Raw genomic sequence first — 17,801 nt, 5'->3', positions numbered from 1 at the left:
CAGATAACAGCGCGGAAGCTAGGCCCGCACGCAACCCTTTGCGTCGTGAACCCACCTGTACTCCCTTCATCGATATATCTCTGTAAAACGGTACTCCAACCCGATTTTTCGGAGCAGATTATAGCAGCGACTTTTTGCTCCGACCCGCATATTTCCCTTGTTTCGGTTCCTCCATATCCTCCCCCTCCGCATCTTCGGGCGCACCGTTGCCCCCAAGGGATCCCGATGGGGAAACACAGGAGGTTTATGCACGGGCGATTCGGTCGGATTTAAAAAAATGCAAATTAATGTGTTGACTCTCGTTTTGGTGCGTGTATAATAACCTTCGCTGTTTCTGATATGCGCCGTTACCTCAGCTGGATAGAGGGACTGACTACGAATCAGTACGTCGGGGGTTCGAATCCCTCACGGCGCACCACCGAACTTCCGGGCCGGATATTAGTCTGGCCCTTTTCTTTGCTTTCACCTGAAAACGGTACGACACCCGATTCACATGCAGCTCAATATCGTAGCGGGCGAAAAGCCGGGCTGCGGACCGAACGACTGCAGCCCGGATATCACGCCTACTCGCCCTGAATGCGCGAGAAGAACTCCTTCTTGCCCTCTTTCTGCTCGCCGGCGTCCAGAAGGTCCTGGATGGTGATCCGACCGAGGAACATATCGACGCTCGATGAGATGAGCGCATTGGCGTTGGCCACCTTGCCGCCGATGGTGTCCTCGACATGCTTGCCCGTCAAGGGGTGGCGAGGGTCTTTGTACGTCTCTTCGAACGCGGCGACGATCTGGTGGATCGACACCTCGGACGGCTCCTTGGCCAAGGTGTAGCCGCCGTTCTTTCCGGGACGGGCGTTGATGAGGCCGGCGTTTCGCAGCTTCAGGCCAAGCTGAATAAGGTAATCACGCGGGATGTCCATGTGCTCGGCGATCTCTTTGGAAGAGCAGGTGCCCCCCTTTATCGCAAGATACATCATGGCGCGCACGCCATAATCGATAGAAGCCTTGAGCTTCATCAGCTGCCACCTTTCACATCTTCATCAACCGGGAGATCCCCTCTGGATACCCGGCTCCCCTACGCGAACCGCACAAGGTTTTTGAAAACCGAGCGGTGCGGGCACCGCTTCTCGTCTCGATCGCCTTACGGCCGTCAGGGAATCATAATGCACCGTAGGCGTTGTTACGTTTCCATTAAATGAAATGCCGAGTTGATTATCCGATAATCTCCATAATGCGCTATGGGGCGCAGGCTGGGACCAAGCCATCCGATACCAGGCAAGCTCTGTTAACCTAGGAAGATGGCCCGAATTGGCCGAAACTGGAAACTGTATTCTTTTTCGTATATTACCATCCGTTCATTCACCGAAACGAGATATCGCCCATGAAAAACGACATCGATATGGAAAAAACACCGCCCCCCTCCGACAAAGCCGCCCTTCGCCGCACGCTGATAGCCCGACGCGACCGCATCGGCGAGGCGGACCGACTCGAACGCAGCGCCTCGATGTGCGAACGGCTTTCCGCTCACCTGGCGGAAAAGCTGAGCGGATCCGGCTCCGAAACAGATCGCCGCCCGCCCTCGGTGGCTCTGTACGCAGCGATGGGAAGCGAGCCGACGCTCGATCGCTTCGTGCTCGAAGCGGCGCGTCGCGGTTGGAACTGCTTCTTCCCCGTTATGGTGAAAGAAGCCCCGACCCCGCAGGGAAGCCCCCGCATCCGCATGAGGTTCGTCCAGCTGACAGCAGAATCGTATCGACGGCGGGATCTGCCCTTCCTCGCCCAGCCGGCGAAGTCCGTCGCGGAGGACGAGTTGGCGGGATTGGGGCTGCGCACGGCGCAGGCAGAGGACTTCGATGCGGTAGTGGTGCCCTTAGTCGGATTCGACGAGAAGAACAACCGCCTGGGATACGGCGGCGGAAACTACGATCGCTTCCTCGTCGAAACGCGCCCGGAATCCGTCGTCGTCGGATTCGCATTCGCCGAGCAACGGTGGTGCGGCCTTCCCGTCGAAGCCCACGATATTCCGCTACCCGACATCATCGTCGGGTAGCGAACCCGATCGGGATTCTGATCAGGCGGTCCGGTCGGGAAGCGCGTCCTTTCCCGCAACGGGGCGAACGCGGGAAAGGACGGCTTTCGCCAGCAGAATGACCAGCAGCAGCGCCACCGCCATCAAGACGATGGTTCCGCCGGGCTTCAGTCCGAAGAAGTACGAGACCACGATGCCGGCAACGGTGGTGCTCACGCCCACCAGGGCGGAAACGGCGTACATCTGCCGCCAGCTACGGGCGACCTGAAGCGCGCACGCCACCGGAACCACCATCATGGAAGAGACGATGAGCGACCCCACCGTGCGGGCGGCAACCGCCACCATGAGCGCTATGATCACCACGAACAGGGCGTTTATCGCCCCGTTGCGGACCCCCGCCGCACGCGCGTGGCGCTCGTCGAAGGCCATCAGAAACAGCTCGCGGTACAGCACCAGGCAAAACGCCGCCGCAGAAGCGGCAACCACCAAAACCGCGAGCACTTCGAGATCGCTCACGGTGAGAATGCTGCCGAACAGGAAGCTGCTGAAACTGGCCGCATTGGGAACGAACCCCGAGAGCACGCCCGCGAAACCGATGCCCGTGGCCATGACCACGGCGACGGCCAGCTCGGACTGCTCGCGGAACTTCAGGCGGATCCCCTCGATGCAAAACGCGCCGACCAGGCAGGCGAACGCAGCGCCCAGAACGGGGTTGATGCCCGCGATGAGCCCCGCCGCCACGCCCGCAAGCGACGTATGGGAAAGCGCATCCCCGATCATGGACAGCCGCTTCAGCACGATGATGACGCCGACGAGTGGAATGACCAGGCCCAATACGACGCCGACCACAAGCGCATGCTGCATGAAGGTGTACTGCAGCATCTCGATCATCGCGCACCGCCTTCGTCCGAACCGTACACCAGGCACGTCGAGCACCCCGAATCGGAAGCGGGCGCGCTGGCGGGAACATCGCGCTCGATAACGCCGCGGCGCAGCGTCACAACGCGACACCCCAGACTGGAGAGCGCCTCGTGGTCGTGCGTGATCATGAACACCCCGATGCCGTGGTCCAGATGAATGTGGCGCACCAGATCGTAAAACGCCCGGCTGCTCTCGGCGTCGAGGCCGGTGGCCGGCTCGTCGAGGATCAAAAGGTCGGGCCCGCCCGCCAGCGCGCACGCCAGACGGACCCGCTGCAGCTGCCCTCCGGACAGCTCGCGGCACATGCGGCGCTCGAAGCCGCCCATATCGACCTGGCTGAGCGCGCGCCGGGCCCGCTCCTTCGCGCAGCGCGCCCCCTTCCCGAATCGAGAAGCGCTCGCATACTGGCTCATATACACCAGCTCGAACACCGTTGCGGGAAACCGCTCGACCGCCGTCGGCGGCAGCTGGGGAACATAGCCCACGCGCCTCCAGTCGCGAAACCTCGCAGGATCGCAGCCGAACAGGCGCACGCTGCCGCCCGTCGGCGAGCACTCCCCCACGGCCAATCGCGCCATGGTCGATTTACCGGCTCCGTTATCGCCGATCAGAGCGCATATCTCGCCAAGGCCCACCGAAAGGCCGACCCCTTTGAGAACCTCGGTTTCGCGGTAGGCGAACCGCGCGCCCGCAAAGATGATGGGAGCCGCATCGGTCATGGTTAGGCCAGAACCGATTCGAGCTTGTTCAGGTTGTCGCGCATGACCGAGAAGTAGTCCTCTCCGGCCTTGAGGTCTTCCTCGCTCAGCCCCTCGATGGGGTTGAGCTCCATCACCTCGGCACCGCACGCCGCGGCAATGGACTGGGCGACCTTGGGGCTTACCAGCTCTTCGCTGAAGATGACCTTGACGTTGTTGTCCTTCACGAACTGAACGATCTCGGCCATGGTCTGGGCGTCGGGCTCGGCGTCGGGCTCGATGCCCTCGATGGCTACCTGGTCCAAACCGTAGGCCTGGCACAGGTACCCGTACGCCTCGTGGGACACCACGATGGACTTCTGGCTGACCGAGGAGAGCCCTTCGGTGAACTCTTTGTCCAGCTTGTCGCACTCAGACGCCCATTTGTCGTAATTCTGCTGATAGGCGGCAGCGTTGTCGGGATCGACCTTCGCAAGCGCCGCCCGGATGTTTTCCATCTCGATCTTCACGTTCTTGGGGTCGAGCCACACATGCGGATCGGTATCGGACGCATCGGGATCTTCGGCGCGCGCCTCCTGCAGCTCGTCGTCCGACAGGCGCCGCAAATCGACCCCCGAGCTGGCCTCGACCGCAACCAGGCTCTTGTTCGAGATGCTAGCCAGCATATCGGAGACCCAATGCTCCATGCCCGCGCCGTTGTACACCAGAACGGCAGCGGTCTCGATGGTTTTGATGTCGGAGGTCGAAGGCTCCCAATCGTGCGGCTCGGTGCCGGACGGCACCAGGCACGTGACCTCGACGTTGTCGCCGCCGATTTTCTGAGCGAAGTCGGCCATCGAATAGAAGCTGGCCGCCACCTTCACCTTGCCGTTGCCGGCCTCCTGCTTCTGGGGCGCCTGCCCCGAGCAGCCGGCCAGGGCCGACGCTCCGACAGCCGTCAAAGCACCCGCTGCCGCAACCTTGGCGAAAGAACCTACGAACTCCTTGCGCGTGATGAGACCGAATCCCATGCTTCCTCCTTTAACGCTCGACCGAAGAATCGGGCTGTCGACTTCGGCAGTCCGAGCACCGCCCGTACAGAACCGTGCGAGACGTATCGATCTCGAAACCGTGGTGGCTCTGCACGTGCTGGGCGAAGTCGTCCAGCATGCCGCAATCGAGGGGAAGCGCGCGACCGCAGACAAGGCAGAGAAGCTGGCCCGAAGCGCGAGAAGCCTGGGGCGCGAGCCGATAACGCGACTCGCCGCCGGCCGGGCCGAACACCTTCACCGCGAAACCGTCGTCGGCCAGGGCCTCGAGCGCGCGGTACACCGTGGTCCTACCCACCGACTCGCCTGCCTCCATGAGGCTGAAATGCGCCTCGTCGACCGAGAAATACCGGTCGGGAGCCTGAACGAGCACCGAGCGAACCAACCGCTTCTGCCTCGTATCGTACGTGCGCCTACGTTCCATCGTTGCGATCCAAACTGAAAACGAATTCCGATTCTTATCATAGAACCGCGTTTCTTCATGTCAATAGAAGAAACGCAGCCTCCGTTAAAGGCGATCACAGTGTATCGAAAGGAACGCGGCCCGCACACGCGCTCAAGCAGGCTCCATCCCTTCCCTACCGCACTATTCGTGAAGCGAGAACTGCAAAACGTAGACGTCCTCGCGCATCTTTCTGGCCACGTCTTCGCCGATCTGATTATCGTGAACCAGGCGGCGGATGAAATCGAGTTCGATGGACAGCGCCGCCGCGTCCACCTCGTCGGCGTACTCGCGGGCCAGGCGGAACTGGGCCCTCATGGACGGCAGCATGTCTGCGGGCATGGAGTCGTGGACGCCCGGCTCGAACGCGAACGCGCCCTCCCGAACGCTTTCCTGGCCGAAGCTCACGCGCTCCGACAGCGAGCGGAGGTACCATTCGTGCTCCTCCAGCATCATCTCGGCAATAGAAGCCTCGCTGACCTGGGCGAAACTGCCGTCGCGCTCGAACACGCGCACCTGGGAGCGCTCCTCGCCGCAATGCGAGGAGACGACGTCGCCCAAATACGCGATAGCGGCCCTTTCCAGTTCGATGCAGAACAGGATGGCGTCGTAGTACACGCGCTCGGAGCGTTCGTCGGCGATCGGCCGCAGGTCCAGGTGGTGCGCGGCAAACAGTAGCTTCCCGCGCCACGAGCGGAAGCTGGCGCCCACCTTCGCCCCCGCCCGCATGTAGCCCAAAGACGACCTCACCGCGCGAACCACGTAGAAAAACGACGCGCGAACCGCCAGCGGAATGCTCTCGGCATCTCGCTGGAGCTCGTCGGCCCGACGCCGCTGCGCCGCAAGCACGCCCAGCTGCAAAGCCATCGCCCTCTCCCGCGATGCGCCCGCCGTGTACCGCTCGCGGTTGAGCCGCGCCCGATAGCGCGCCACGGCAAGGCGCGTCGCGGGTTCGTATTCGGGGTGGGAGTGCTCGCGCATATGGCCCTCGAGCTCGCGCACCGTGGCCTTGAGAACCTTGATGCGCGCGGCCCTCAGCTCCTCGGCGTCCACCGCTCCACCCTCGTTTTTGGGAGCGACCAGGGGAAGCACGTTGTCCGCAACGAGAAGGGTGAGCAGGATGGTGGCCGAGGCGAGGAACACCATCAGGTCGCGCTGGGGAAACGGATCGCCCGAGGCGACCGCTACCGGAAGCGTCAGGATGATAGACAGCGTAACGGCCCCCTTGGGGCCCGCCACAGTGGTGACGAGGGCGTCGGACAACGCCCTTCGAGGATCGTCCCAACCGCGCTTCCCAGTAAGGGCGTCGCGGTGGACGAGCTCCATCACGCACACCCATACGAAGCGGATCAGCAGGATCAAAAACGTGATCAACGCCACGAGGCCCAGCAGAAACACCAGCGAGATATCGTTTTGTATGGTGGGAGCAACCGCAAGGGGCAGCTGCATGCCCAGCATCACGAACAGCACGCCGTTGATGAGGAAGACGATGACCTCCCAGAAGCTCTTGGACACCAGCTGGCGGCGAGCGTCGTCGGACGAGGACAGGCGGGGTCCGGCATGCACCATCACCAAACCGGCAGCCACCACCGCCAGGATCCCGCTCACGTGCATCGATTCGGCAGCTATGAAGATCGCGAACGGGGAGAACACCTCGTAGAGAACGTGCACGGTGGTGGACACGTACCCCCGGCGAAGCAGGAGCGTCATGACGATGCGCGCGGACAGTCCGATGGCAAGGCCGGCGGCGATGCCGCCGAAGAACAGCCACGCGAAGGACTCGGCCGCATCGACCGCCGAGAAGGCGCCCGTCACCGCCGCCGCAACCGCGAACTGGAACGACACCACACCCGAAGCGTCGTTGATAAGCGATTCGCCCGACAGCAGCGTCTCCTGCCGCCCGCTGAGCTTCACCGTCGAACCGAGCGCAGCCACTGCCGCCGCGTCCGTGGGGCCCAGCGCAGCCGCCAGGGCGAACGCTGCGGCGAGCGGGATAGAGGGCACCAGAAGGTTCAGGGTGAACCCCACGATAAGGACGGTGACCAGCACGAGCGCGATGGCAAGCGACATGATGGGCCACTTGTGGGCAGACAACGCGCGGCGGTTCGACTCGCGCGCCTCGTTGAACAGGAGGGGCGCGATGAACAGGACCAGGAACAACTCGGACTCGATGGAGATCTCGCGCGCGGACGGAACGGCGAGGGCGACCGCCACCCCGACGGCGATCTGTATCAGCGGAAGCGACGCGCGCGACACGAACTGGTCCAGCACCGCAGAGGCGATAACGCTGGCCAGAAGGATCAAAACGAGTTCGAACAGCTCCATGGGCTAGCCTTCCTTCGCTTGCGACTCCTCGCGCTCTCGGGCGACGAGCCTGTCGGCCCGCAGTATCTCGGCCGCGATCCGTTCGCGGGCCTCGGGATCGGAGGCGCCGGACTGCATCGCCCGCTCGACGACGCGCAGGGAGTTCAGCACGTTGCGGCGGGAGAAAGTCCCCACCAGGCGGCCGTTATGGGTGACGATGAGCTTCTTCACGCGCTTCGATGCCAGACGGCGATACCCCTCCTCGATGTCGACGTCGGCATCGACCGAAAGGATGCGCGTGCTGGCAAGGCGGCTCACATCCAGCGCCAGAAGCGCCTTGAGGCGCTCGGAGAAGCCCTCGTTGTCCATGATACGGTACAGACTCATGCCGTCCGAGTACGACCCGCTCATCCGCGCAAGGTAGCGCAGCACGTCGCCGTCGGAGATGTAGCCCACCGGTCGGCCCTCGCCATCCACCACGGGAACGCCCACGGTCTCTGCGACGCGCATGGCCTGGATGGCGTCGCCCACCGTCGCCCCCTCGCGCACCGTCTGGGGTTTCGCATTCATGATGTCGGCCACCACCCATCCGCGATCGACGCCCGCCACGCCCGCAGGCGCGACCGCCGCAACCGCGCGGGCCTCGTCTTCAGCGCGCTTCTCCGCATCGGTGAGGCGCACAAACGACACGATTCCACCCACGATCAGCAGCAACATCACCGCCATGCCGGTGAAGGCGATATGGACCCCGGCGAACGTGGTTTCGGCGGCGGTCGCCCCCTGGACGACGAACACGGAGCCCAGCGCCACGAGGCTGGACATAAACGCCGTGCCCACCGACGAGCCGATCTGCCCCGTCGTGGCCGACAGCGCGTTGCCATGGGGGATCTCGGCGGGAGAAAGCGCGTTGATGCCCCAGGTGTTAAGCGGGGTGGCCAAAAACTGGATGCCGATGAAGATGAGGGTGTAGACCACCGCGACCTGCCAGATGGGAATGGTCATCGAGAACGAGAGCACGCCGGCCGCCCCGATGGCCAGGCCGGCGGCTCCCACCAGCACCGGCTTGCGGATCCCGATGCGGTCGAACAGCCCTCCGGCGAAAAACCCGCTCAGCGCGCCCAGAACCGCGCCGGGCAGCATCAGCAGCCCCGAGACGGTCGCAGACTGACCCAAAGCCTGCTGAACGAACAGGGGAAGCGCGATCTCCGATCCTATGAGAGTCGCCTGGAGAAGGGCCATCAGCAAAACGGCCGTGCGGAAGCGCCGCGTCCTCAGAACCTGGACGCGCAAAAGGGGGTGTTCCAGCCTGGTCTGCCTCCAGGCGAAAAACGCGAGAAGCGCCGCGCCGAGGACGATGAGGGCGATCGGCTCAACCTTGTTCTGCGCCGACGTGGACGTCGCGACGCCGTAAAGCAAGCTGAGGATGCCCGCCAACAGAAGCGGGACACTGGGAAGGTCGAGGTCGGACCGCTCGAACCCGTCGCGGTTCTCCAAAACGAAGAACGACGCGGCCACCAGGCAGGCACCCAGCGCGGCCGACACCAGGAACAGGGAATGCCATCCCGCGGTATCGACCAGCACGCCCGAAAGCGAGGGCCCGATGGCCGGAGCGAAACTGATGATCAGACCCATCATCCCCATGGCGCTCCCACGGCGCTCGCGCGGGATCATCGTCACGATGAGCGTCATCACCATGGGCATCACGATGCCCGTGCCGGCGGCCTGCAGGAGGCGCCCCGCAAGCAGCACGGGAAACACCGGGGAGGTCCCCGCCACCAACGCACCCACCGAAAACAGGCCCATTCCGCCGATGAACAGCTTGCGCGTAGAGAAACGCCCGATGAGGAACGCGTTCAGGGGAATGATGGCGGCCTCGATGAGCGCGTATCCGCTCGCAAGCCACTGAGCCGTGGTAGCGGGAACGCCCATCTGCGCCATGATCGCCGGCAAAGCGGGCGAGATCATAGTGGCGTTCAGCACCACCAGGAAAGCGCCGGCCAGCAAAACGGTCAGCATCACCGATTGTCTTCTATCAAGTCCGAACATCGCACCCCTCCGAAACAAAAAACGAGCTGCGCCCGATGCGAGCGCAGCCGTCCTATGGTACGGCCTTATGCGAAGCGGATCAAAAAGTCTCTAGAACTCGGACAACGAACGGTTTCCTTGCCCTTGAAAAAGCCCTCCGCGCGTCCGCTCGGTTCACGCGGCCGCACGGGCAAGGCCGACCCAGGATGGGGATCGCAAGCGCACTCGCCCACCCCGAGCGGCTCCCGAGACGGGCGGGCCTCAATTCTTAGGACAGTTTATGAGCGGGAGACGCGCCGCGCTGGCCCTGATAGTGACTTCCCAGCCCCTCGCTCCCATACGGGCGCTCGACCGGCGAACTCATGCGCTCGAACGACATCTGCCCGATGCGCATCCCGGGATGCAGGACGATGGGCAGCGTCGCCACGTTGGAGAGCTCGAGCGTGATCTCGCCCACCCAACCGGGGTCGACGTAGCCGGCGGTGGAATGGATCATGAGCCCCATGCGTCCAAGCGAGCTTTTCCCCTCGAGTTTTCCCAGGATATCGTCGGGTACGGAAACGCACTCGAACGTCGTGCCCAAGGCGAACTGCCCCGGCTGGAGGATGAACGTCCCTCCCTCTTCGACTTCGATCTCCTCGGTCAGGCCGGGCTGATCGGTAAGGGGGTCGATGAACGCATGGGACGAGTTGCGGAAGATGCGGAAGTTCGAACCCAGGCGCACATCGACCGATGCCGGCTGGATGTTTTCGGGAACGAGCGGATCGATGCCGATGCGCCCGGCGGCGATCTCGGCTTTGATGTCGCGATCGGAGAGAACCATGGAAAGCCTTTCGTCGTGCGGCGGGCGTACCGCCCGCGCGGTTTTACCCGCAGTCTACCAGCAAACCGAGCTTGGCAAGGCGGCGATTCACCCGATGGGCGCGCCGTCCGACCAGCGTTCGATCAGCTCGTCGCGGGAATGGATCCCCATTTTCCGATAGATGTGCTTGACATGCGTCTTCACCGTGTCTTTCGAGATGAAAAGCTCGCTTTGCACCTGGGGGCCGGTCTTTCCCACCGCCAAGAGCTGGGCCACCTCGACTTCGCGGGGCGACAGGCCGTAGCGCTGGGCGATCTCTTCCGAACGGGCGCGTTCTTCCAGATGGTCGGCCGACTCGTCGGGCTCGGGCTCGTCGTCTTTGAACGACACGCCCCACCGTGCGAAGAAGTCCTTCTCGCTCATGAACAGCACCGTACCCACCACCACCATCGCCACGGTGATAGAGCCGATCACCAGGCCGTACGCATCGGATCCGCCACTAAGCGACATGATGCCCTCCGAAGCCTGGCGCCCGACGAGCGACACCGCCGCCCGCACGCCGCGCTCGATGCCGAACAGCCACAGCGCCGAGATGCCGTAGCGGTACGACATCGAGGCCATGAGCATCATGATGAGCACGGAAAACGCCGTATAGCTTGCCATCGCGCAGAAATCGGACACCTGGGTATTGAACCAGCCGAACGCGGGTAGCACCAGAAACGCACCGGTCATGAGCGGAAGCGCGAAGCGGTACAGCGTGGCGAACTGGAAGTCTCTCCCCTGCCGATGGATCATGACGAACAGGAGGACGCCCATGAACAGCGTCCCGAACGCCGAATGGGGCCCGAACGAGCTTGCGTACTGGCTTTGCTCGCGCAGGCTGAACGCGAACGCGTACACCGCCATGAGCAGGGTCGGCTTCCAGGGAAACGAGAACGAGCGCGGCGACACGTGGTTGCGCTCGTCCGGCGTAAGCGACATGGACCCGATCGCCAGCAGCACCAGCGATATCAGCGGAAGCAGGGCCGATGTGCCGAACAGCCACGGATAGGCCAGGCCACGGCAGAAATAGATGACGAAGGCCGCCACGATGATGGACGCGCAGTAGTACAGGCCCACGCGAAACGGGCTGAGGCACCCGTACAGCTCGGACCAAAGAAGGATGATGAAAGCCGTTCCGATGCCGCCCAGCACCGTAGCCGGAAAGGCGACCGACGCGGCAAGCGACGGGGCCGCTACGCTCAGCCACGCCAAACAGGTGCTCGACACCATGGTCGCCGCCGTCGCCGCGAACGCGGCGCCGCGTTCGATAAGCGGCTCGAGCGCACGGTGAAACACGGCCCCCAAAATAAGCACGACGATCATGGCGAAGTCGTACACATCGTGTCCCGCGAACGCTTCGAACGGGAACTTCACGAACGAGCCGACGAACACGAGCTCGATCCACGCCCGATACAGACCAAGCCCCACGAACGCCAGAGGCACGTAGGGAATCCTATCGAACAGGCGGCTTCCCGGAAGGCGCGCGCCTTCCGATGAGGGGAGCGAGATCAGCAGATCCGGATCCAAAACCTCCGCCATATGCTTGCCCATCGAACCGCTCCCCCTTCGCCCTTGCCCGAACCATTGTACTTTTTCGTAAGCGTTCGCGCACGTCGGGAGGGGGTGATTGCCATGGGGTGATGCAAATACCCCCCTGAAAACCCGCGTGGGGGAAAGACGATCGCGAACCGGCGCCGTATGGTTTTCCCACCAAGCGCCCGGCGAAGGGGAGGAAGTAGCCGGGCATCCGAAGGAGGAACGCAGCATGTCAGAGGGAATCAGCAGGCGCGACTTATTCAAGTTCGGCGGCATCGCGGCCGCAGGCGTCGCCGGTGCCGGGGCGTTGGCCGGATGCAGTCCCAAATCCGCAGGCAGCGGATCGAAGAGCGCTTCGAGCGGCGCTTCGACGGAGAAAACCGCCGCAGCCGGACACGACCGCACCGGGCTTCCCAGCTTCTTCGAGAAGCCCGCGGCGATCACCGACATCAAGGAAACCAAGGACTACGACGTGGTCGTGATCGGCGCCGGCGCGCCCGGCGTGCCCTGCGCCCTGGCCGCCGCCGAGAAGGGCGCGAAGGTCGCGCTGATCCAGAAAGAGCCCACCGCCTCGGCCTACGGCAACTCGGGCTCGGGCATCGACCTGGCAAACAGCGACCCGGCCGACATCGCCAGCCTCATCGACCTCATGATGCGCGAGTCGCAGCACCGTCCCAACCGCAAGCTCCTGCAGATGTGGGCCGAGAAGTCGGGCGAGGCCGTGAAGTGGGTCATCGAGCGCTCCGCCGAGGGAGGGGCCCAGGTCATCGACCAGGGGAACCTCCAGCACAAGCCCATGCTGGCGAAGTTCGGCTACAACCTGTCGTTCATCACCTCGTATTTCGGACCCAAGCCCTACACCGTGGGAGACGGCATGATCGCCCTGTGCACCGTGGCCGAGAAGGCCGGGGTCGAGATCTTCTACAGCTGCGCCGCCGAGCAGCTGGTCGTCGACGACAGCGGCAGGGTAACCGGGGTCCTCGCTAAAAGCGGCAAGACCTATACCCAGTTCAACGCCAAAAACGGCGTGGTCGTGGCAACCGGTGACTACCAGAACGACACCGACATGCTGAACTACTACCTGCCCGACATGCGCCATATGGGCCCCAAGCAGTCCGGGCGCACCGGCGACGGCCAGAAGATGGTCGTGTGGGCGGGCGGCTGCATGGAGAACATCGCGCACACCAAGATGCTGCACGACTTCGACGCCGGCCCCGCATCGATGTGCGACATGCCCTTCCTGCGCATGAAGCTCAACGGCGAGCGCTTCTGCCGCGAGACCACCGAGATGTCGCTTATGAACTGCTACCTGCAAAGCGAGGAAGACCAGGGCAACTACGTCGAGGTCTACGACAGCGAGTACATGACCAAGGCAGCGGAGTTCCCCGGCAAGCTGGTCGACCCCGAAGAGCTGAAGAACTGGATGCCCGAAGAGAAGATCGAGCGCAAGGGCGTTCTGGAGAGCTTCATCGGCACGTTCAAGGCCGACACCCTCGAAGAGCTCGCCAAGAAGCTCGAGGTCACCGACACCGCTAAGTTCGTCGAGACGGTCAAGCGCTTCAACGAGCTGTGCGACGGCGGCTCGGACGTCGACTTCGGGCTTCCCTCGAAGTACCTGAAGAAGATCGACACGCCGCCTTACTACGGCACCCATCGCCACGTGCGCATGAGCTCCATCGCCTCGGGCGGCGTGCGCGTGAACGACGACCTGCAGTGCGTCACCCCCGAAGGAAAGGCCATCGAGGGGCTCTACGCCATCGGCAACGTGTCGGGAGGCTTCTACGGGGGCATCGACTACCCCCTCACCGTGTACGGGATCAACCTGGGACACAACTACACCCAAGGCTACGTGGTGGGACAGGCTCTGGGCTCGAAGTAAGGGCCCGCAAGACAAAGGTCCGACCGCCCGCAAACGGCAGCCCTTCCACCGCCGGGCCCTCTTCCCATGGCCCCGGCGGCCCCTTCCCTACAGCCCCGGTCCCTCCGCCTGAAGGAGGGGCCGGGGCGCTTTGCCGCAGGTGCATGGGAAGCCCGCAGAGCTCACGCGGGAAGGCGCCCCTCTCGTCTGCGGCAAAACCCCGTCGGTCCCGGACAACCGAGACGCAATCGCCCGACGCGGTTCGTGCGCACGGGAAAACAAAGGCTACAGCGCCTCAACCAACCGCGCCAAGCGCGCCGCATGGTCGGCTCCCAGGGCCTTGGCCTGCTCGAGCGTGGCATCGTCGCCTCCGGGAAGATGGAAGATGCCGCCCGTGGCGACAAATCCCGCCCACTGCATGCCGGCATAGCGCGCGATGCGCTTCTGGGTGTCGACCAGCTGATCGAGCGTGAACCCCTGCGCCTCGCACTGGGATTCGGGGGCAGCCATGGTAAACGACGCCACCAGCTTCTTACCCCGCAGCTTGTCGCCCGTGCGGCCGTGCGAGAAGCCGTGCTGGAACACCGCCTCCAGCCATCGCTGAAGAGCCGAGGGCATACCGTACCAGTACAGCGGATACTGGAGCACGACGACGTCGGCTTTCAAGAGCTTCTCCTGCTCGGCCGCCACATCGATCGCGCCGTCGGGGTACAAATCGGCGACGGGGTCGAGGACGGCCCCTGCAACGAGGCGCTGCGCCTCTTCGAGAACGGTTTTATTGGCCACGGAATTACGCAGGTCGGGATGACCGCAAACGATCAGTACGTTGTTCATCGATGCTCCTTTGGAGATCGTCGGATTTCGGATAACGCGACCGATTATGCCCACTCGCCCGCCGCACAGGCCCCTGAAAGGCCGATCCCTTGGCAACAGGTTAAGTTCCCGCAACCGATTCGGCACCTTGCCGAAAGCAACCGCCCTTTCACGGGGCGGCCCGGAGGCCGCGCGCCGGTCCGCAACCGGGCAAAGCCCCGCATACGCGCTGACGGGTCCTTCCGCGGCCAGCCACCCCCGACCTTCGCGTTCTCCCATTACGATAACGGCCGTGCGATTATTCGCAGAGGCCGAAGCGCGCGCCGGTTCCTATAATGAAACGGTCAGATCCGATGAAACCAGGAGACCCCATGAGCCAAAGCATAGAGACGACCTGCGTGCAGGGCGGATACCAACCCGAAAACGGACAGCCCCGCCAGGTTCCCGTGTACCAATCGACCACCTGGAAGTACGACACATCCGAGCATATGGCCAAGCTGTTCGACCTGGCCGAGGCCGGGTATTTCTACACGCGCCTGGCAAACCCCACCAACGATGCCGTGGCCGCCAAGATCACCCAGCTCGAAGGCGGCTCGGCAGGAATGCTGACCAGCTCGGGGCAGGCCGCCAACTTCTTCGCCCTGTTCAACATCGCTGGAGCGGGAGACCACATCGTCGCCAGCAGCGCTATCTACGGCGGAACGTACAACCTGATCAAAGTGACCATGGCGCGCATGGGGGTGTCGGCGACGTTCGTCGACCCGCACTGCACGCGCGAGCAGCTTGACGCTGCGTTCCAAGAGAACACCAAGTGCGTATTCGGGGAGACCATCGCGAACCCGGCGCTCGACGTGCTCGACATCGAGCTGTTCGCCGAGGCCGCCCACGCCCACGGCGTGCCGCTGATCGTGGACAACACGTTCGCCACGCCCGTGAACTGCCGCCCCATCGAGTGGGGAGCCGACATCGTCACCCACTCGACCACCAAGTACATGGACGGGCACGCCTCCACCGTGGGCGGCGCCGTGATCGATGCCGGGAAGTTCGACTGGAACGCCCATCGCGACAAGTTCCCCGGCCTCACCGAGCCCGACGAAAGCTACCACGGCGTCGTGTACACCGAGCGGTTCGGGCTGGCCGGCGCCTTCATCACGAAGGCCACCGCGCAGCTGATGCGCGACCTGGGCAGCATCCAGTCGCCGCAGCACGCGTCGTTTCTTAACTCCAGCTTGGAAAGCCTGCACGTACGCATGGCCCAGCACTGCAAAAACGGCCAGGCGGTTGCCGAGTTCCTCGAGCAGCATCCGAAGATCCGCTTCGTGCGCTACTGCGGGCTTCCCAGCGATCCGAATCACGCGCTCGCGGAAAAGTACCTGCCCAACGGCAGCTGCGGCGTGGTGAGCTTCGGATTCGAAGGCGGCCGGGAAGCAGCCGAGAAGTTCATGAGCGCCCTGAGCATCGCCGCGATCGCAACGCACGTGGCCGACTCCCGCTCGTGCGTGCTGCACCCCGCGAACACGACGCACCGCCAGATGAGCGATGCCGAGCTCGAAGCCTGCGGCATCACGCCCGACTTGGTGCGCCTGTCCTGCGGCATCGAGGGAACCGACGATCTTCTAGCCGACCTCGCCCAGGCGCTCGAAACCGTCTAGCGCTCGCCCACAGCCCCCGGTAAACGCTTTCCGGGGGCATACCGCTGGGACGCTTAGAACCCAAGCCCCACAGTGAGGTGGCTCATGTAGAACATGAAGCGCATCACCAGCATGCCCGCGTACGCGAGGACGATCGCAACCACGGGACCGGCCTTCCCCAGCGCCCCCGAAGGCCCCGAGCGCAGGTCGAGCACCACGATTGTCGAGGCTGCCAGCTCGAATGCGGCGAACCCGGCCAGCCCCCACCAGTACAGGGGAACCAGCTGAGCCGCCGTTCCGTACGCGTTCCTCATGTCGGGAAACGCCATGCCCTGCGTCGCATGCACCGCCAAACAGGCAGCACCCGCAACGATCAGCATCGCGCGCACGGCTGCGGGGCTGCGAAACGGCCCAGGCGGCCGGACGTCGAACAACCTCAGCGCGCACTCGGCAACGATAACGCTTCCCAACAGGGCGTTCAGGGCTATCGAAGCAGGTACCTGCCACACCACCCAGGTCAGCACCGTGTCAACATGATAGGCGTACCCGATCAGCGCGATCACGATGACAGCCGCCACCGCGATGAGGGCGTACAGCAGCCCCATCGCGGTTCGGTGGGGCTTCACCGAGAACTGGAGCATCCAAAGCACGCCCGACAGCATGAGAAACGCGATGACGGCCAGCACCTCGTTCGACAAGGGAGAACGCCCCACGCCCGCGAACACGTACAGGGCGTTCGCGGGGTTTCCCAGATGAAGCGCGGCTGCGATCAGCCCGATGGACGCCAGGACCAGCGTGACCACCAGCGAGTTGCGCAACCGCGCGCGCCCGGGATCGTCCGCACCGCCCAAATCGCGCGAAAGCGTTCCGATCGCCACGATGAGGTACGCCACCACCGCAGACGGCGTCAGCGTGGTGAACAGCACCAACGGGAATTCCTCGATCGCGTTTGCCCAACCGTAGCCCATGCGAAACCCCTAACGGTACGTGCGAACCGAGCGCACTTCGATGCGCAGCTCCCGGCCGATTCCCTCGAGAGACAAGCGGGTGATCCCAGCCAGCCCCTTGAAAAAGCCGCTCGTCGCACCTTCCTCCAACCTGCCTAGGAACCTCGGCGACCACGGCAGCAGATGCTGCCCCAAAAACTCGCCCAAGCACGCAGGGCGATCGGAGGCGAGGCGGGACAGCGCCGCAAGCATGCGCCCGAAATGGTCTTCCGGCATATTCGGCTCAACGGCCACGACCGCGCCATGCTCCCGCAGCCACGCGCGAAGCTCGCCGGTAGTGCGGCCGAACAGCGCCCCGTCCCTGTCGGTGTACACCGACCCCCACGGAGGGGCGACCTTCGACTGGGGCCCTACGAACAGGCGCCTGAACTCGTCGTTCAGACTGAAACGGTCGGCGGCGCCCTCGCGCATCGCGGCAAGGGCGCCTAACGCATCCTCCCGCGCAACGAAGGGCCACTCGTCAGCGGCAGCGCTTACTTCCAGGCCGGCGAACGCCTCGTAGAGCTCCCCGACTTCGGCCGAACCCGGTTCGAAGATGAAGAACGGGGCAAGCGAGTCGGACACGAACGAAACGCCGAGCAGGGCCTCTTCATCCAAGCCCGCCCGATAGCCGCTGGTTTCCCGCTCGCACATAGTGGCACCCACCTTCCCAATATGAAAGTGGCCTGACG

15 protein-coding genes and 1 tRNA gene are annotated in these 17,801 nt (G+C 63.9%); 4 read left to right on the top strand and 12 right to left on the bottom strand.

Annotation, left to right across the window (positions count from 1 at the left end; all coding sequences use genetic code 11):
* The first annotated feature begins 341 nt into the window (after window positions 1-341).
* Window positions 342-418, top strand: a tRNA-Arg gene (locus JI75_RS00760).
* Window positions 419-563: 145 nt separating this feature from the next.
* Here the strand turns inward: JI75_RS00760 and JI75_RS00755 are convergent.
* On the bottom strand, window positions 564-1,010 hold the full coding sequence (locus tag JI75_RS00755; RefSeq protein ID WP_039688005.1) for an Rrf2 family transcriptional regulator: 447 nt from the start codon (window positions 1,008-1,010) through the stop codon (window positions 564-566).
* Between the two features lie 365 nt (window positions 1,011-1,375).
* On the opposite strand from JI75_RS00755, the gene JI75_RS08635 reads away from it, so the two are divergent.
* Entirely contained in the window at window positions 1,376-2,044 is a 669-nt protein-coding gene (locus JI75_RS08635; protein WP_052241471.1) for a 5-formyltetrahydrofolate cyclo-ligase, read from the top strand.
* A gap of 21 nt (window positions 2,045-2,065) precedes the next feature.
* Here the strand turns inward: JI75_RS08635 and JI75_RS00745 are convergent, their stop codons facing one another.
* The 8 genes from JI75_RS00745 to JI75_RS00710 all read right to left on the bottom strand — a co-directional run bounded on the left by JI75_RS00745 (window position 2,066) and on the right by JI75_RS00710 (window position 11,836).
* Window positions 2,066-2,914 (bottom strand): metal ABC transporter permease, encoded by an 849-nt coding sequence (locus tag JI75_RS00745; protein WP_240993184.1) that lies wholly within the window; start codon window positions 2,912-2,914, stop codon window positions 2,066-2,068.
* A complete protein-coding gene (locus JI75_RS00740) occupies window positions 2,911-3,663 on the bottom strand; it encodes a metal ABC transporter ATP-binding protein (RefSeq protein WP_052241470.1) in 753 nt (250 codons plus the stop codon). The genes JI75_RS00745 and JI75_RS00740 overlap by 4 nt, the downstream gene beginning before the upstream one ends.
* 2 nt (window positions 3,664-3,665) lie before the next feature.
* Window positions 3,666-4,652: a metal ABC transporter substrate-binding protein gene (locus tag JI75_RS00735; RefSeq protein WP_039688003.1), complete on the bottom strand. Its 987-nt coding sequence runs from the start codon at window positions 4,650-4,652 to the stop codon at window positions 3,666-3,668.
* A 10-nt stretch (window positions 4,653-4,662) separates the two neighbouring features.
* Window positions 4,663-5,094, bottom strand: a complete 432-nt coding sequence (locus JI75_RS00730; RefSeq protein ID WP_039688001.1) for a Fur family transcriptional regulator — start codon at window positions 5,092-5,094, stop codon at window positions 4,663-4,665.
* A 162-nt stretch (window positions 5,095-5,256) separates the two neighbouring features.
* On the bottom strand, window positions 5,257-7,437 hold the full coding sequence (locus JI75_RS00725; protein WP_039687999.1) for a Na+/H+ antiporter: 2,181 nt from the start codon (window positions 7,435-7,437) through the stop codon (window positions 5,257-5,259).
* 3 nt (window positions 7,438-7,440) lie between these two features.
* A complete protein-coding gene (locus JI75_RS00720) occupies window positions 7,441-9,462 on the bottom strand; it encodes an MDR family MFS transporter (RefSeq protein ID WP_082019679.1) in 2,022 nt (673 codons plus the stop codon).
* 247 nt (window positions 9,463-9,709) lie between these two features.
* Window positions 9,710-10,264, bottom strand: a complete 555-nt coding sequence (gene dcd / locus JI75_RS00715) for a dCTP deaminase (RefSeq protein WP_039687997.1) — start codon at window positions 10,262-10,264, stop codon at window positions 9,710-9,712.
* Window positions 10,265-10,351: 87 nt separating this feature from the next.
* Window positions 10,352-11,836, bottom strand: a complete 1,485-nt coding sequence (locus tag JI75_RS00710) for a helix-turn-helix domain-containing protein (protein ID WP_039687995.1) — start codon at window positions 11,834-11,836, stop codon at window positions 10,352-10,354.
* A 214-nt stretch (window positions 11,837-12,050) separates the two neighbouring features.
* Here JI75_RS00710 and JI75_RS00705 point away from each other — a divergent pair, with 214 nt between their 5' ends.
* Complete coding sequence (locus tag JI75_RS00705) at window positions 12,051-13,700, top strand: FAD-dependent oxidoreductase (protein ID WP_039687993.1); 1,650 nt, start codon at window positions 12,051-12,053, stop codon at window positions 13,698-13,700.
* A 264-nt stretch (window positions 13,701-13,964) separates the two neighbouring features.
* Here the strand turns inward: JI75_RS00705 and JI75_RS00695 are convergent, their stop codons facing one another.
* Window positions 13,965-14,513: an NAD(P)H-dependent oxidoreductase gene (locus JI75_RS00695; RefSeq protein ID WP_039687989.1), complete on the bottom strand. Its 549-nt coding sequence runs from the start codon at window positions 14,511-14,513 to the stop codon at window positions 13,965-13,967.
* 350 nt (window positions 14,514-14,863) lie between these two features.
* Between JI75_RS00695 and JI75_RS00690 the strand changes: the two genes are divergently transcribed.
* The gene (locus tag JI75_RS00690) at window positions 14,864-16,144 is read left to right on the top strand and encodes an O-acetylhomoserine aminocarboxypropyltransferase/cysteine synthase family protein (protein WP_039687987.1); all 1,281 of its coding nucleotides are present in this window, start codon (window positions 14,864-14,866) and stop codon (window positions 16,142-16,144) included.
* A gap of 53 nt (window positions 16,145-16,197) precedes the next feature.
* On the opposite strand, the gene JI75_RS00685 is transcribed toward JI75_RS00690, so the two are convergent.
* Together JI75_RS00685 and JI75_RS00680 are read right to left on the bottom strand one after the other, a co-directional pair.
* Window positions 16,198-17,091: a dimethyl sulfoxide reductase anchor subunit family protein gene (locus JI75_RS00685; protein ID WP_039687986.1), complete on the bottom strand. Its 894-nt coding sequence runs from the start codon at window positions 17,089-17,091 to the stop codon at window positions 16,198-16,200.
* 9 nt (window positions 17,092-17,100) lie between these two features.
* Window positions 17,101-17,763, bottom strand: coding sequence for a molecular chaperone TorD family protein (locus JI75_RS00680; RefSeq protein WP_052241469.1), 663 nt, complete (start codon window positions 17,761-17,763; stop codon window positions 17,101-17,103).
* Between the last annotated feature and the right edge of the window lie 38 nt (window positions 17,764-17,801).

It is taken from the genome of Berryella intestinalis (assembly GCF_000814825.1).
In the GTDB taxonomy this organism is placed as follows: domain Bacteria; phylum Actinomycetota; class Coriobacteriia; order Coriobacteriales; family Eggerthellaceae; genus Berryella; species Berryella intestinalis.
This window is presented reverse-complemented; position numbering and strand designations above follow the sequence as displayed.